This window comes from Nocardia sp. CA-135398 (genome assembly GCF_050955845.1).
Classification (GTDB): domain Bacteria; phylum Actinomycetota; class Actinomycetes; order Mycobacteriales; family Mycobacteriaceae; genus Nocardia.
Window position 1 is genome coordinate 877,273 of sequence record NZ_CP192084.1, and the last position, 14,483, is coordinate 891,755.

Consider the following 14,483-nt stretch of genomic DNA (forward strand, 5'->3'; position numbering starts at 1 on the left):
GTCTCGCGTCCGAGCCGTCGAGACTCGCGCCTTCGGCGCATGCGCTTCGACGACTCGGACGCGAGACGGGCCGCGAACGGGTCGCTCGTAGGACTCGCTCCGTGGTGGTTGCTCAGGTGTCAACGGTCACCTGACCGCCGGAGTCTTACCCTGCCGATGCTCTTAGCGGCATAGGCTGCAGAAAGGTCGGGCCGTGATCAGCGGCTCGGCTGCAATACCGGGAGCGCAGCGCTGTTGCGGGGTCTGGGTCGAGGACATCGCGCAGGTGATCGAAAGGGATAACCCGCTCATGGTCAACGTTCAGGACGGATACGGGTCGAGCATTCTCGGCTACCCGAGGATCGGGCCGCACCGCGAACTCAAGCGGGCCCTCGAGGGCTATTGGCGTGGTGGGGTCTCCCGCGACGAGCTGCTCGCGGTCGGGCGCGATATCCAGGAGCGGCAGTACAGCGGGCTGGCCGCCACCGGCCTGACCCAGGTGCCGGGTAACACCTTCTCCTTCTACGACCACATTCTCGACAATGCGCTGCTGTTCGGTGCGGTGCCCGCGCGATTCAAGCCCTACCAGGACGAGCTGCACCCGCTGGACTTCTATTTCCTGATGGCCCGCGGTCGTCCGGATCTGCCGCCGCTGGAGCTGGTTCGGTTCTTCGGCACGAATTACCACTACCGCCAGCCCGAACTCGACGAGAACACTGAATTCTCGCTGCACCCGGAGGCGCTGCTCGACGAATGGGATCGCGCCAAGGCCAGTGATATCGAGCTGCGCCCGGTGGTGCTCGGTCCGGTGTCGCTGCTGCTGCTGTCCAAGGCCGGGCATATCCCCGGTGAGGCGGGCGGTTTCGACACCCTCAGCCTGTTGGACAAGCTGCTCCCGGTGTACGAGGAGCTGTTCGAAATCCTCGCCAAGCGCGGGTCGACCTGTGTGCAGTTGGACGAACCGTCCTTCACCGGTGAGCGCACTCCGGCAGAGCTGGCCGCGTTCGAGCGTGCCTACCAACGACTTTCGACCTCGGCGCTGCGGCCCCGCATGCTCGTCACCGGGCAGTACGGCGATTTCGGTGAGGCGCTGCGCATTCTGGCCGAAACCAATGTCGAGGCCATCGGACTGGACTTGGCCAGCTATCGGATCCAGCCGGAAGAACTCGCGCAGATTCCGGGCATCCGGCGCAAGCGCTTGTACGCGGGCGTGATCAGCGGCCTCAATGTGTGGCGCGCGGACCGCTATGTGACGCTGGAATACCTCAACGAGCTGGCCAAGGTGTGCCCCGATCTCGTGGTGTCCACCGGCACGACACTGCTGCATGTGCCCTATGACGTGCTCGCCGAATACGATATCGAGGGCAATGTCGCCGACCGCTTGGCCTTCGCGCGGCAGAAGGTGGGCGAGGTGGTTTCGCTGGCCAAAGCCCTCACCGAGGGGCCGTCGGACAAATGGCGCAAGCGGCCGACCGAAGTGCATTTCAAGCAGAAACACGCTGTGCGGCAACGGGTTTACGCGATCACCCCCGGTATGCGCTCGCGCGAACCGTACGAGGTGCGCCGCGCAGCCCAGCAGCGCAAGCTGAATCTGCCGCCGGTGCCCGCGACCACGCTGGGTTCCTTCCCGCAGACCACCAAGATTCGTCAGGCCCGCTACGACCTTGGCGAAGGCAAGCTGTCCTATGACGAATACCGCAAGAAGATCGAGGCCGAAATCGAGGCCACGATCCGCCTGCAGGAGGACATCGGCCTCGATGTGCTCGTGCACGGTGAACACGAGCGCAACGACATGATCCAGTACTTCGCCGAGCTGCTCGACGGCTTCGCGACCACCCACTTCGGCTGGGTGCAGGTGTACGGATCGCGTTGTGTGCGTCCGCCGATCATCTACGGTGACGTCTCACGACCCGCGCCGATGTCGGTCGAATGGATCAGCTATGCCCAGTCGTTGACCGATAAGCCGGTCAAGGGCATGGTCACCGGTCCGGTCACGATGATCGCGCGTTCGTTCGTGCGCCAGGATCAGCCGCTGTACGAGACCGCCGATCAGGTCGCGCTCGCCATTCGCGATGAGGTCGTGGATCTGGAACGGGCCGGGATTTCGATCATCCAGGTCGACGAGCCCGCCATTCGCGAGCTGCTACCCATGCGTCCGCAGGGGCGCGCCGAATATCTGCGCTGGGCGGTCGCGGCTTTCCGCCTGGCCACCTCCGGTGTCAAGCCGGAGACCCAGATCCACACGCATATCGGCTATTCGGGTCGTACCGAGGTGGTCGACGCGATCGAGGAGCTCGACGCCGATGTCACCGCGATCGTGGCGACCCGCTCGATCGAATGGGTGCTCAGGGCGCTGAAGGAGGACTCCGCGTCGGGTCACGGCCTGAGTCACGGCGTCGGTCCCGGTGTCTACGAGAGTCGTTCGGCGCGGATCCCGGATATCGATGAGCTCGACGAATTGCTCACGGCCGCAGCCGAAGCCATCAGTCCGGAACGCCTGTGGGCGAATCCGGACGGCGGTCTGAAGACCCGGCACTACTGGCAGCTGGAGCCCTCGCTGCGCAATATGGTCGCGGCCGCGCGCCGTGTTCGTCGGCGGGCCACGCCGCCGGAGTAATACCGAAGCCGAAGGCCGCCGCCATGTCTCGACGTGGCGGCGGTCTTTTGCGGCTCGGGTGATGGATGCCATATCGAATCGGTACAGTACGTACCGTATCGTTGAGATATGGCTGAGCAGACATGGCCCGAGTCGTTGCCGGTGGCCCAGGTTCGAATCGCCAGGCCCACCGATCGGTTGGTGGAGGTCGTGCGGTTCTACGTCGAGGGGTTGGGGCTGCGCGAGCTCTACCGATTCGAAAACCACGCGGGCTACGACGGTGTGATGCTCGGATTGCCGGGCACCGGATATCACCTGGAGTTCACCACCCATGTGGACGGCAGTCCCGGCGATGCGCCGAGCGCGGAAAACCTACTGGTGCTCTACTTTTCGACCGAAACCCAGATGTACGACGTCGCACAGCGCCTCGGCGAATTCGGGGTGCGGCCGGTCCCCGCCGAGAATCCGTACTGGGCGGCCAACGGCGGCTTGACCTTTCCGGATCCGGACGGTTGGCGAGTCGTCCTGATGCCACGTCCGGTGTTCTGATGCCGGGACGCACGCGGGAGGACCGCATCGATACCGCAGTGCTCGCTGCGGCGCGAAAGCTGTTGGACGAGAACGGTTATGCCGAACTGTCCATCGGGCAGATCGCGGCCCGGGCCGGTCTGCATCGCCCGGCGATCTACCGCCGCTGGCCTTCGAAACGTCATCTGGTGATCGATGTCGTCGCGGACCTACTGGGACTGCAACCAACCCCGGACACCGGCGACTTGCGCGCGGATCTGACCATCGCAATGCGGAATCTTGTTGCCGCACTACGCGATACCTCGCTGAGTCAGGTATTGCCCGCCCTGGTAGCGGATCTCGCCAACGACCCGGACCTACGTGCGCATTTCCTGGCAACGGTATTCGAACCACGCAGACGAACCACCGCGATCGCCCTGGAATCGGCCATCAACCGAGGCGATATCGATCCGGGTATCGACCTCGACTTCGTCCTCGACGCGGTGGCCGCACCGATCTACTACCGTGCCCTCTTCGGCCATCTGCCGCTGAACGAAACCCTCGCCGACCAGTCGGTGGATGCCGTGCTGCGCGCGATCACTCGCTGACCGACCGGAATGACAGCGGCCGACCGTCCCGGCCGGAACCCGGATGACGGTGCCGATTACCGCGCCGACGACCGGGGCGATGGCGTCCAGGGTGAGCAGGGTCAGCGCACGTCTGTGGACGGCGCGCGCCTGGGCGACGATGCGGAGGCTATGTCCCAGCTGGGAGCAGTGTGCCCAGAGTGCGCAGACCTGTGGTGATGTCGGCAGCGGTAGGGGCGTTTTCCGGGGCGATCAGGTGTTGGATCAGCAGCCCGCCGATCATGGTTTGCAGGACGGCGCCGAGTCGGGCGTCCTCTGCGCCGGGCCCGAAGAAGTCGGACAGTTCGGTGCGCGCCCGTTCCTGGGCGGCGCCCAGTTCGGCACGCAGTTCGGGGGAATGCAGTGCCTGGGCCAGACTTTCGCCATTGGCGGTCCATAGCGCGTGATTCTCGGTGAACGAGGTGATCAGCTGCTGTAAGAAGTCCTGCAGTCGCACAGCCGGATCCGCGGCGTCGCGGGCGGGAAGTGAATCGAGAATCTGCTGGACCGCCTCCGCGCTCGATTCCATCATCGCCTGGTTGAGCAGCTTGTCGCGGGTGCCGAAGTGGTAGTTGATGGCGGCCAGGTTGGTGCCGGAGGCCGCCACGATATCCCGCACGGTGGTACGTGCGTATCCGCGTTCGGCCAGGCACTGCTTGGCCGCGGCGAGCAGATCTTCTCGGGTTCCCACGCCTCGCACCCTATCAGCGCGGCAGACACCTGTTTGTGACGAACGTTTCAAACAATTGTTTGTGACAACTGTTTGAAACATCTGTATGTTGAGGACATTGCTTGCCCCGCCGCACGGAAGTACGAGACGACCAATGACCGCACAGCGACCACTTTCTCCCTTCGAGCTCACCTACTTCGGCTCCGAAACCCATCTCGGCAGCGTGCCGACCGGCGGTATGCCGCTGTTCATCGGTTCCACCGTGCACGGTCTGCTGGATGTCGGGATCCTGCGCCGGGTACTCGACGAACTGGCGGCCGACCATCCACTGCTGCGCAGCAAGCCGGTGGCCGACGCCGACGGCACGCTGTATTTCCACCGGGACGATGCCTACCGTCCGCGCCTCGAGATCTCGGACGGCGGTGAAGCCGAGTACCTGAATCTGGTCAATGCGCCACGTGATTGGCACGACGGCCTATTCCGGGCCCATCTGCTCCGCGACGGTGATCGCGATCGGATCGTCCTGGTCATCCATCACGGAATCGCCGATGGCAGATCGGCTTTCGCGTTACTCGCGCAACTGTGGCAGCGCTACACCGCACATGCGACGGGAACCGCGCTGCCACAGTCGGATTCCGATCAGGACCTGCCAGCGAGTGTCGATACCCGACTCGCCGAGGTTGTCTCGGATGCGGAGATCACCGGGTGGCTCGACCAGATCCGGGCCGGGGCCGCGATGATGGGTCCGGAATCGGCTCCGCGGAGTTTGCCGATCGAGGGTGACGGGACCGGCGACGATCCACTCGGCCGATTCGCGTTGCAGCGAATCGAACTGGATACCAAGGAAACCCGGCAGCTGGTCGACGCCGCTCGCGCGCACGGACTTTCGGTCAACAGCCTGCTCGTCGGCGCCGCACTCGTCGCATTCCGCGCCCAGCTCGAACCCGCGACCGGCGGGCTCCCGGTCTTCTGCGGCCACGCGGTGGATATGCGATCCGAGCTGAAGCCGCCCGTGTCCGAGCATACGATTCTGAATTGTGCCTCCGGGGTAGGCACCGCCGCGCTCGTCGCCGAGGATGCGGGGGCGATCGATATCGCACACGTGGTGGCCGCGGGCATGGCGGCCGCAATGGCGCAGCGCGAAGCTCCCTTATTCCTACTCGCATCCCAGCGCGTCCAGGACGAGGCGACCGCCGCGATGTTCGCGGCCGCGCCAACGGTCGCCATCTCCAATATCGGTCGCCTGCCGGCACATTCGACCCCCGACGGTATCCGCCGCATTCGCGACGACATCTACGCCATGGGTCCCGGTATGCCGCCGAAACTCACCGTCTTCACCGTCGGCGGGCGCCTGACCATCCAGGTCGAGTACGACACCGCCCTGTACAGCCGCGCTCAGATGGGCAAGGTCGGCCTGGCACTGATCGATGCACTACAGGGCATTGAATGATCACTCAGGTGGCCGACCGCTGCCGCTGAGGCGAGTGGTCCACTTTCGATGTTTCTTCGGCGGCCGGTCGGGCCTCTCGGCATCGCTGTCCGCGACCTCGTAGCGACGGATGTAGGCGCCCGCGAACGCCTGCACCGTCGCCGTGACCGGAATCGCCAGCAGCGCACCGGTCGGCCCGAGTATCGCCGCACCCGCTATGACCGCGCCGAATGCGACGGCAGGATGCATATCCAGCGTGGTCGCGGTGATTCTCGGTTGCAGGACATAGTTTTCGAACTGCTGGTACACCACGATGAAGCCCAGAATCCACAGCGCCGTGGACGGGCCCTGCACCAGCGCGACGAGCACCGGCAGCGCACCGGCGAGATAGGTGCCGACGGTCGGAATGAACTGCGAGACAACGCCGACCCACAGTGCCAGGGCGAATGCGGAAGGCACATCGAGGATGCGCAGCGCGACATAGTGCGCGATCGTCGAGCACAGCGCGAGCAGTCCGCGCGAATAGATATAGCCGCCGGTCTTGTCGACGGCGAGATCCCAGGCGCGCAACACATGTCGCTGGTGGCGCGGCGGTAGCAGCGAGCAGACCGCATTGCGGAAGCGCGGTCCGTCGGCGGCGAAGTAGTAGGTGAACAGCAGCACGCCGAGGGTCTGGAGGACGGCCCCGATCGCGGCCGTGCCGACGCCCCAGGCATTGCCCGCCAGCCCGACCAGATAGCGGTCGATGGTGGAACTCCACTCACCGAGGTACTTCCGCAGATCATCGCCGGACAGATCGGTCTTGAAGGTGCGATTGACCCAGTCGACGGCCTGATCCGCATTATCGGGGGCATTCTTGACCAGCGTGGTGACCTGATCGACCAGCAGTGCGCCGAGCGTCCACACGAATGCGACGGTCCCGACGGTCAGTACCAGGAACACCACTCCGGTCGCCAGCCCGCGCCGAACCCCACGCGCGGCAAGCCAATTCACCGCTGGCTCGATGGCGAACGCCAGAAACAGCGAAACCAGCAGCACCAGCAGGAAACCCTGCAATTTCTGCAGCATCCAGAAGCCGCACACCAGCCCGGCCACCACCGCCGCCGCGAGCAGGAACGCTCGCAACAGCCACGGCGGCGGCCCCGCGGTCACATCTGCGGTGACCACCGCCGGTTCGGCGGGTGGGGATTGCTCTTCATCCGCGAACACATCGCCAAGCTAGCGAACCCGCGATGAATCGGCGTAGCGACACGGACTAGATCGTCGAGGCGTCGATCACGAACCGGTACCGCACATCGCTGGCCACGACCCGGTCGTAGGCGCCATCGATCTCATCGGCCGAGATCAGCTCGATCTCCGCACCGATCCCGTGTTCGGCGCAGAAGTTCAGCATCTCCTGGGTCTGCGCGATACCGCCGATCATCGAGCCCGCCAGCGCCCGCCGGTATCCGGCGATGGTGAAAGGCTTGACGCTCAACGGGTTCTCGGGCAGACCGAGGATCACCAGGGTGCCGTCCAACTTCAGCAGGCGCAGATAGCTGTCGATCGGCAGATCGGCCGAGACGGTATTGAGGATCAGATCGAAGCGGTTGCGCAGATCGCGGAAGGTTTGCTTATCGCTGGTCGCGAAGTAGTGCTGCGCGCCGAAGCGTTTGCCGTCGTCCTGCTTGCTGAGCGAATGGCTCAGCACGGTGACCTCGGCCCCCATCGCCGCGGCGATCTTCACCCCGACGTGTCCGAGTCCGCCCATGCCGATGATCGCGACCTTCTTACCCGGTCCGGCATTCCAGTGCCGCAGCGGGGAGAACAGTGTGATGCCCGCGCACAGCAGCGGCGCCGCCACATCGAGTCCGATGCCCTCCGGAATGGACAGCACGAAATGCTCGGTCACCACTATCTGGGTCGAATAGCCGCCCATGGTGTACCCACCCGGCTGGATGGACGAGTCCACCTCGCTGTCGTAGGTCATGGTGGCCCCGTTGTCGCAGTACTGCTCCTCATTGGCCAGACATGGCCCGCAGACGCCGCAGGAATCGACCATGCAACCCACACCGACCCGATCGCCGACCCGATGCTTGGTCACTTCGGGACCGACCGCCGCGACAATGCCCGCGATCTCGTGGCCGGGGATGCACGGGTATATCGCACCGCCCCATTCGTTGCGGGCGGTGTGGATATCGGAATGGCAGATGCCCGCGTATTTGATATCGATCAGCACATCGCGTGGCCCGAGCTCGCGCCGCTCGATCGAGAGCTTCTCGAAGGGGCCATCGGGCGCGGGCATCCCATACGCGGCAGCAACACTCATGCTTACATGCCTACCGCCGCATCGGAGGTTTGCCAAACGCAACGCCGAATAAAGATCTCCGGCCACAATGGAATTGGTCAAGGGCCCAGCCGGAGGCGGGAGAGCGGCATGGACGACGAGCGGCACCGCGCGCCCGAGGGGCAGCGAGACGGTGGCGGGCGCGCGTTGACGCTCGTCGCGGCCATCCTGCTCGCCGTGGCCGCATTCTTCGGCTTCCGCGGTGAACTGCCCGACTGGTCGTCGTCCTCGAGTGCGGACAATTCCCCGCCCGCCCTGCTCGAGCCGCTGCCGCCGCTGGATCCGGCGGCGGTGGCACAGGCCGTGGAACCGGCACTGGTGAATATCAGCACGTCCTCGCGGCCGTTCGGACTCGGCGCGGCCGGATCCGGAATCGTGCTCACCGCCGACGGACAGGTGCTGACCAGCCATCATGTGGTCAAGGGCGCCGAAGCCGTGACGGTCACCGATGTGGGCAACGGCGCCGTCTACGACGCGAAGGTACTCGGCTACGACGCCAACGCCGATATCGCGCTGCTGGAACTCATCGGCGCCACCGATCTGACCATCGCGCGAATCGGCAGCTCCGCCGAACTGCGCGTGCACGAGGACGTGCTCGCCATCGGCAATGCGGGCGGTGCGGGCGGCACGCCGACCTCGATCCAGGGCAACATCACCGATCTGAACAGTTCGATCGTCGCGCTCAATTCCTCGGATCTGACCCGCAAATCGCTGACCGGGATGGTGGAGATCGCGGCGCCGGTCACTGCCGGACAGTCCGGCGGTGCGCTCGCCGATCCCGGTGGCACGGTGGTCGGCGTGATCACCGCCGCGTCCGGCGAGACCTCGCGCGAGGTCGGGCGCACCCCGAACGGCTATGCGGTGCCGATCGACACCGCGATGCGGGTGGTGGGCCAGATCCGTTCCGGCACGCCCACCGAAACCGTGCACATCGGGCCGACCGCGACGCTCGGCGTTCTGATCTCCGATGCGAAACCGAGTGGGGCACGGATCGATGTCGCACTGTACGGATTACCGGCCTCCGCCGCCGGACTCATCGATGGCGACGTGATCACCTCGATCGATGGTCGTGACATCACCACCGCGCGGGCATTGCGGGCCGCGATCAATGTGCACAAACCCGATGACATCGTTGCGCTGGGTGTCCTCGGTGCTGGCGGAGCGCGGCGCACGGTCACCGTGGTGCTCGCGCTCGGCACACCGAACTAGACCAGCGAGAGCCAGTAGTCCTGGAACTTCAGGAAGATCAGCAGCAGCACCACGGCGTAGAACACCGCGACGAAGGTCCACCGCCACTCGACGACGATCCGCATCGGTCCGCGCGCACCACCCCACACCTGCTCGGTGGCCACCGCGAGCAGCGGCGTGATGATCGCCCACACCACCATGCAATACGGGCACAGCGCGCCGATCCGGTACAGGCTCTGGAAGATCAGCCAGCCGATGAAGATCGTGCCGAGTGCGGTGCCAACCCACAGGCCGCCCCAGATCCAGCGCGGAAAGCGCACATTGGCGACGGCGAGTACCGCGAGTGTGACGACCACCGAGAAACCGACGATGCCGATAATCGGATTGGGAAATCCGAATCTGGCGGCCTGTTCGGTGGTCATCACGCTGCCGCAGGACAGGATCGGGTTGATGCTGCACGAGGGCCGGTAGCTCGGATCGGTGAACAGTTTGAACCGCTCGATGGTCAGCGTGACCGAGGCCAGCCATCCGGCCAGTCCACCGATCAGCAGCACCCAGGCGGACCTGGAAGAGGTGTTGCTCACTTGGCCGCGGCGGTCGCGATGATCGCTGCCATCGCGTCGGGCTTGAACTGACCGTTCGGCAAGGCGAGGTCCTGGTTGTTCACCTGGGCGCCGTTGACGAAGACCGTCGGGGTGGATTTGACTCCGCTGTTCAGCACGTCCTTGGTCTTGGCCCCGATGTACTTGCTGTAGCTGTTGTCCTTGATGCACTGCCCGACCGAATCGGGAAGGCCGACGCCCTTCGCGATGGTGATCAGCTGGTCATCGGTCAGCCCCGCACTGCCCTCGGCGGGCTGCTGCTCGTACATGGTGGCCAACCAGCCGAGGTACTTCGACGGATCCGCCTCGGCGACGCAGTAGGCCGCATTGGCAGCGCGCGAGGAGTACTTCGTGGTGGAGGCCTTGTCCAGGAACGAGATGATGTTGTATTCGACGATGGCCGTGCCATCGTCGACAGCATTCTTGATGGCCTGGGCGTTGGCGGCCTCGAAGCCCTTGCAGGCCGGGCATTGCAGGTCGGCGACGACGCGGACGGTCACCTTCGCATCCGGCTTGCCGATGCGGACCGCACCGTTGTCGGTGATGGTCGCGGTGGCGCCATTGGGCAGCTGGCTCACGGTGGCGGCAATGGACGGGGTGGCGCCCAGATCGTTCTTGTCGGCGTTCTTCACCGCGATACCGATGCCGATCGCCGCGATGAGCCCGACCAGCACGACGGCCACGCCCACCTGGATGAGGATCTTGCGGTTGCGGTCCGCGCGCTCCGCCGCCATGAGCGGATTCGTTTTACCACCCGGTTTTTTGCTCACCGTGCGTTCACCACGCCTTTCGCTTGCCTGCCGGTTTCCTGCCGCCACGATGGTAGATCCGGAACTGCCCCGGGGCGTGGACGGGCACGGCCACATCATCCGTGCTCAACCTGAGAGGAACCTTGGTCACGCCCGGGTGAGGCGGCGCTGCTGCTCCTCGACATCGAATTGGGCCGGTGGCCAGTCGAGTTTCAGCCCGTCGAGCGCATCGATGAGCAGTTCGGTGACCGCGAGGCGGGCGAACCACTTGTGATCGGCCGGGATCACATGCCATGGTGCGTAGTCGGTCGACGTGCGGTCCAGCACAACCTGGTAGGCCTCCTGATAGGCGGGCCAGTAGCCACGTTCGTCGATATCGGCGGGGTTGAACTTCCAATATTTATCCGGTCGGTCCAGCCGTTCGCGCAGCCGCTTCTTCTGCTCGTCGAGCGAAACGAACATGGCCACCTTCACCAGTGTGGTGCCTTGGTCGACCAGTTCCCGCTCGAAGGTATTGATCTCGTCGTAGCGCGGTTCCCAGACCTCCGGCGGCACCAGATTGTGCACCCGCACGACCAGCACGTCCTCATAGTGCGAGCGGTCGAAGACGCCGAGTTGGCCCGCGCGCGGCAGTGCCTTGCGGATGCGCCACAGGAAGTGATTGCTCTTCTCCTCCTCGGTCGGGACGCCGAAGGAAGCATGGTCGACGCCCTGCGGATCGACCGAACCGATGACGTGGCGGACGATGCCGCCCTTACCCGCGGTATCCATACCCTGCAGCACCAGCAGCACACTGCGGGTATCGCCGGAACGGCCGTTGGCGTAGAGCCGCTCCTGCAGATCCGACAGCACGCTGGTGCGTTCGGCGAGCAGTCCCTGGCCCTGCCTCTTGTCACCTTTGAATCCGGGCGTACCGGCGGCGTCGAGATCAGCGATGCGCAAGCCATCGGCCCGCAGAGCCTGAACCGGCGGCAGAGACCATTTCTTCGCCATCGATGTATCTTATGGCTGTGTCTTTGGCCGCGCCTCCGGCGCGGCGTGTTCGCGGCCCCCTTCTGTCTCGCGTCCGAGCCGTCGAGACTCGCGCCTGCGGCGCATGCGCTTCGACGGCTCGGACGCGAGACGGGCCGCGAACGGTCGCTCGTAAGACTCGCTCCGTGGTGGTTGGGGAAGCTGTGACCTGGCGTTTGTTCAACGGCTGCGAAGTCAGCGGATTTGGGCTAGGCGGAGTAGTTGGTCGGCGAAATCCTCGTCGGTGACCGGGGTCAGGGTCAGCTCGTGCGAGGTGGTGAGGAGATAGCGTCCGTCGTCGGTGAAATCGAGCCAGCTGCGGTGCCGGGTGGGCGGCGACATCGGGTTTTCCGGTTCCACGGTCACGGTGATGAAGCCGCGACCGTCCACCGGTTTTCGTAGGGTCTGGCGGAAACGGGCGGCGCGGCGGTGGCCGTTGGTCGCGCTGTCGCCCTCCTCGGAGTTCAATACCGCGTCCTGCGGCTCCCGCATGGCCGCCAGCTTGCCCGGCTGGGCCGAGCCGATGATCTCGACCAGTTGTCTGCCGAGGGTGCGGGCGTGGCACATACGCACCGTCACCTTGTCGATATCGGCGATCAGAATGCCCGCGTGGTTGTGCACCACCGCGGCGAAGACAAGGATCCGCTTGGCCCCCGACTCACCGGAGACGGTGATGGTGGTGGCGTCGGAGCGGGCGCACAGCATGAGCGCGGCAGCCAGATCGGCATCGGCCTGGCGGGCGAAGCGCTGGGGTAGTCGCAGTGCGGCGTAATCGGATTCGGTGCGCACGGTGGCGGCGGGCGCCAGATTGACCGGGTAGGGGCGGCGGTCCAGACTCGTTTCGTTCTCCCAGACATGCGTGAATTCGTCCGGGGTGAATACCCATTTCACCGTGCGCCCCCGGCATCGGCCCGCGCGATCTGTGGTCCGTCGGGCGGTGCGGTGAATCGGGGGACACAGTCGCCGGATGCGGGCATGATCGGGGTGTAGACATAGGTCATCGTGTCCTGGACATCGGCCTGCGCCGTAGCAGCGGCCATGTCGTGGTCCATCCTGCGTTGTCCGCCGTGGATCGCTTCGGCGGCGGGATCTTCCAGAGCACGATACTGCGGCGGGGGCGGAATCGCCGCTCGGATGGCCTGCGCCGCATCGGAATTGAGCTCCATCAGGCGCTGTACCGCGCGACAGACATCGTGCGCCTCGGTGCCCGCGCGGACGAATTCACGGGTGGCGCGCAGCGCGGCATCGGCGGAGAGGCCGGACCAGTGCGCGAATTCGCGATTGGTGGCATCGGAGAAGGCCTGGAATGCCTCGGCGACCGCGGTGGCATTGGCGCGCCAGGCATCGGCGACCCGGCCGAGGGCGGCGGGATCGATGACCTCGTGCACCAGATCCCAGATCTCCTGGTGTGTATAGGCGCCGAACAGTTCGCGCTCGGGTGCGTACGCGGGATCGGTCCCGCCGCTTGCCGATCCGGCCGCCGCGGCGACGGCGCGCTGCTGCACTCGGATGGCGTCCGCGGCTGCCTTGGTGACGGAATCGGCCATGGGTCAGTTGTTTCCGTCGTTCTGTTCGCCGCGCGGCTCCAGGTAGTCGGTGATCAGCTGTAGTGCGGCGCGGTTCGCGGCCTCGGCATCCTCGAAACGTTTGCCCGCGGCCAGATAGGCGGCCTTGTACAGCAGGGCGGTTTCCTGGAACGCGGTGACGGTGTCGAGGAATTGAGTGCCCTTGTCGCCGAAGCCTTTTGCCAGGCCGTGCCCCGTCGGCAGGTTGGGAAAGCCGGATACCTCGGTGACGAGATGTCCGGTGGCCGTGGCCTTTTGCAGATCCTCGACGAGCTTGTCGCATGCGGCCGCGAGGTTTTCGGCGACATCCTCGGCCAGTTCGAAGGGTGCACCGCCGCTGGTTCCGGTGGCGGCGGCATACAACTGCCTGGCCATCCGCTGACCGGTATCCGGTACCGCCATCTGGGTCGCCCCCCTCACGTTCGGTCCGCCCACCGCTTGCGCGCACTTTACCGTTCGGTATCGATCGGTGTAACCCGCTTGTGCTCGTCCACGACCTCGCGCCGATGTGATGTGACGCACGACAGCGTGGGTCCTAGCGCGGGCGAGTGGCGCTGACGTATTGCAGGAGCCGATGGACTTGTTGATCTATATCGATCAGGCCCGCTTCCGCGAACAACCGTGGGAAGGTTTCGTCGTCGAAGACGCGCAGTCCGCTCCAGCCGCCGACGACCCGGCTCGCGTGGCCGAACGGGTTGTCGGCGCGGTGACTTGTGGTGATGGCGATGCGGCCGCCGGGGGCTAGGACGCGGATCATTTCACGGGTCGCCGCGATCGGGTCCGGGATCAGGTAGAGCGCCCCGAAGCAGCACACGGCGTCGAAGGTGCCGTCGGCGAAGGGCAGGGTGCGCGCGTCGCCACGGAGATAGCCGACGCGCGGCCCCGCGTTATCGGTGACGGCTCGGGCGAGCATCGGTTCGGAGTAGTCCAGACCGATGGCGTAGCCGTCACCGCCGAGCGCATTGCTCAGATAACGGGTGAAATTGCCTGGGCCACAAGCGATATCGAGCACCTTCTTGGAGCCGTCGAGGCGCAGCGTGCTCACTGCGTCGCGCCGATCGGCGGCCGTGCTGCGACCACTGGCCAGATAGAACAACGCGGGCCGCCAAGCCTTCTCGTAAATCGCGGCGAGCGCGGGCGCGTTCATCGTGCGTCGAGCCAGATTCACGACAGCACCCCGCCTGACAGCACTACCACAGCACCCCACCCAACTAGCCAACTCATTCGCGCTCCTC

15 protein-coding genes are annotated in these 14,483 nt (G+C 65.4%); 5 read left to right on the top strand and 10 right to left on the bottom strand.

The annotated features are described in order from the left end of the window. Positions 1–289: 289 nt before the first annotated feature. The 3 genes from metE (at position 290) to ACQP1T_RS04070 (ending at position 3,690) form a co-directional block, all read left to right on the top strand. On the top strand, positions 290–2,596 hold the full coding sequence (gene metE / locus ACQP1T_RS04060) for a 5-methyltetrahydropteroyltriglutamate--homocysteine S-methyltransferase (protein ID WP_433761964.1): 2,307 nt from the start codon (positions 290–292) through the stop codon (positions 2,594–2,596). A 108-nt stretch (positions 2,597–2,704) separates the two neighbouring features. After that, entirely contained in the window at positions 2,705–3,124 is a 420-nt protein-coding gene (locus tag ACQP1T_RS04065; protein ID WP_433758616.1) for a VOC family protein, read from the top strand. Then, positions 3,124–3,690, top strand: a complete 567-nt coding sequence (locus tag ACQP1T_RS04070) for a TetR/AcrR family transcriptional regulator (RefSeq protein WP_433758618.1) — start codon at positions 3,124–3,126, stop codon at positions 3,688–3,690. The genes ACQP1T_RS04065 and ACQP1T_RS04070 overlap by 1 nt, the downstream gene beginning before the upstream one ends. Before the next feature lie 148 nt (positions 3,691–3,838). Here the strand turns inward: ACQP1T_RS04070 and ACQP1T_RS04075 are convergent, their stop codons facing one another. After that, positions 3,839–4,399, bottom strand: a complete 561-nt coding sequence (locus ACQP1T_RS04075; protein WP_433758619.1) for a TetR/AcrR family transcriptional regulator — start codon at positions 4,397–4,399, stop codon at positions 3,839–3,841. 133 nt (positions 4,400–4,532) lie between these two features. Between ACQP1T_RS04075 and ACQP1T_RS04080 the strand changes: the two genes are divergently transcribed. Next, a complete protein-coding gene (locus ACQP1T_RS04080; RefSeq protein ID WP_433758621.1) occupies positions 4,533–5,828 on the top strand; it encodes a phthiocerol/phthiodiolone dimycocerosyl transferase family protein in 1,296 nt (431 codons plus the stop codon). On the opposite strand, the gene ACQP1T_RS04085 is transcribed toward ACQP1T_RS04080, so the two are convergent. Beyond that, complete coding sequence (locus ACQP1T_RS04085) at positions 5,829–7,016, bottom strand: AI-2E family transporter (protein WP_433758623.1); 1,188 nt, start codon at positions 7,014–7,016, stop codon at positions 5,829–5,831. A gap of 46 nt (positions 7,017–7,062) precedes the next feature. Next, positions 7,063–8,115 carry an NAD(P)-dependent alcohol dehydrogenase gene (locus ACQP1T_RS04090; RefSeq protein WP_433758624.1) on the bottom strand — a complete coding sequence of 351 codons (1,053 nt, stop codon included), beginning with the start codon at positions 8,113–8,115 and terminating at the stop codon, positions 7,063–7,065. Between the two features lie 108 nt (positions 8,116–8,223). Here ACQP1T_RS04090 and ACQP1T_RS04095 point away from each other — a divergent pair, with 108 nt between their 5' ends. Next, the gene (locus ACQP1T_RS04095; protein WP_433758626.1) at positions 8,224–9,342 is read left to right on the top strand and encodes a S1C family serine protease; all 1,119 of its coding nucleotides are present in this window, start codon (positions 8,224–8,226) and stop codon (positions 9,340–9,342) included. On the opposite strand, the gene ACQP1T_RS04100 is transcribed toward ACQP1T_RS04095, so the two are convergent. From ACQP1T_RS04100 to ACQP1T_RS04130, 7 genes are all read right to left on the bottom strand, one after another. Then, entirely contained in the window at positions 9,339–9,905 is a 567-nt protein-coding gene (locus tag ACQP1T_RS04100; RefSeq protein WP_433758627.1) for a vitamin K epoxide reductase family protein, read from the bottom strand. The two genes, ACQP1T_RS04095 and ACQP1T_RS04100, sit on opposite strands and share 4 nt — an antisense overlap. Continuing rightward, positions 9,902–10,693: a DsbA family protein gene (locus ACQP1T_RS04105; protein WP_433758628.1), complete on the bottom strand. Its 792-nt coding sequence runs from the start codon at positions 10,691–10,693 to the stop codon at positions 9,902–9,904. Before ACQP1T_RS04105 ends, ACQP1T_RS04100 begins: the two co-directional genes overlap by 4 nt. 126 nt (positions 10,694–10,819) lie before the next feature. Continuing rightward, the gene (locus tag ACQP1T_RS04110; protein WP_433758629.1) at positions 10,820–11,665 is read right to left on the bottom strand and encodes a polyphosphate kinase 2 family protein; all 846 of its coding nucleotides are present in this window, start codon (positions 11,663–11,665) and stop codon (positions 10,820–10,822) included. 213 nt (positions 11,666–11,878) lie between these two features. Then, a complete protein-coding gene (locus ACQP1T_RS04115; RefSeq protein WP_433758630.1) occupies positions 11,879–12,574 on the bottom strand; it encodes an ESX secretion-associated protein EspG in 696 nt (231 codons plus the stop codon). Then, complete coding sequence (locus ACQP1T_RS04120) at positions 12,571–13,230, bottom strand: hypothetical protein (protein ID WP_433758631.1); 660 nt, start codon at positions 13,228–13,230, stop codon at positions 12,571–12,573. The genes ACQP1T_RS04115 and ACQP1T_RS04120 overlap by 4 nt, the downstream gene beginning before the upstream one ends. A gap of 3 nt (positions 13,231–13,233) precedes the next feature. Beyond that, positions 13,234–13,650 carry a hypothetical protein gene (locus tag ACQP1T_RS04125; protein ID WP_433758632.1) on the bottom strand — a complete coding sequence of 139 codons (417 nt, stop codon included), beginning with the start codon at positions 13,648–13,650 and terminating at the stop codon, positions 13,234–13,236. Positions 13,651–13,783: 133 nt separating this feature from the next. Beyond that, positions 13,784–14,416: a class I SAM-dependent methyltransferase gene (locus tag ACQP1T_RS04130; protein WP_433758633.1), complete on the bottom strand. Its 633-nt coding sequence runs from the start codon at positions 14,414–14,416 to the stop codon at positions 13,784–13,786. Positions 14,417–14,483: the final 67 nt, after the last annotated feature.

Excerpts from the sequence above, each read along its gene's own strand:
- metE (WP_433761964.1), top strand. The coding sequence starts at position 290 with ATGGTCAACGTTCAGGACGGATACGGGTCGAGCATTCTCGGCTACCCG.
- ACQP1T_RS04095 (WP_433758626.1), top strand. The coding sequence starts at position 8,224 with ATGGACGACGAGCGGCACCGCGCGCCCGAGGGGCAGCGAGACGGTGGC.
- ACQP1T_RS04080 (WP_433758621.1), top strand. The coding sequence starts at position 4,533 with ATGACCGCACAGCGACCACTTTCTCCCTTCGAGCTCACCTACTTCGGC.
- ACQP1T_RS04065 (WP_433758616.1), top strand. The coding sequence starts at position 2,705 with ATGGCTGAGCAGACATGGCCCGAGTCGTTGCCGGTGGCCCAGGTTCGA.
- ACQP1T_RS04120 (WP_433758631.1), bottom strand. The coding sequence starts at position 13,230 with ATGGCCGATTCCGTCACCAAGGCAGCCGCGGACGCCATCCGAGTGCAG.
- ACQP1T_RS04090 (WP_433758624.1), bottom strand. The coding sequence starts at position 8,115 with ATGAGTGTTGCTGCCGCGTATGGGATGCCCGCGCCCGATGGCCCCTTC.
- ACQP1T_RS04125 (WP_433758632.1), bottom strand. The coding sequence starts at position 13,650 with ATGGCGGTACCGGATACCGGTCAGCGGATGGCCAGGCAGTTGTATGCC.
- ACQP1T_RS04070 (WP_433758618.1), top strand. The coding sequence starts at position 3,124 with ATGCCGGGACGCACGCGGGAGGACCGCATCGATACCGCAGTGCTCGCT.
- ACQP1T_RS04110 (WP_433758629.1), bottom strand. The coding sequence starts at position 11,665 with ATGGCGAAGAAATGGTCTCTGCCGCCGGTTCAGGCTCTGCGGGCCGAT.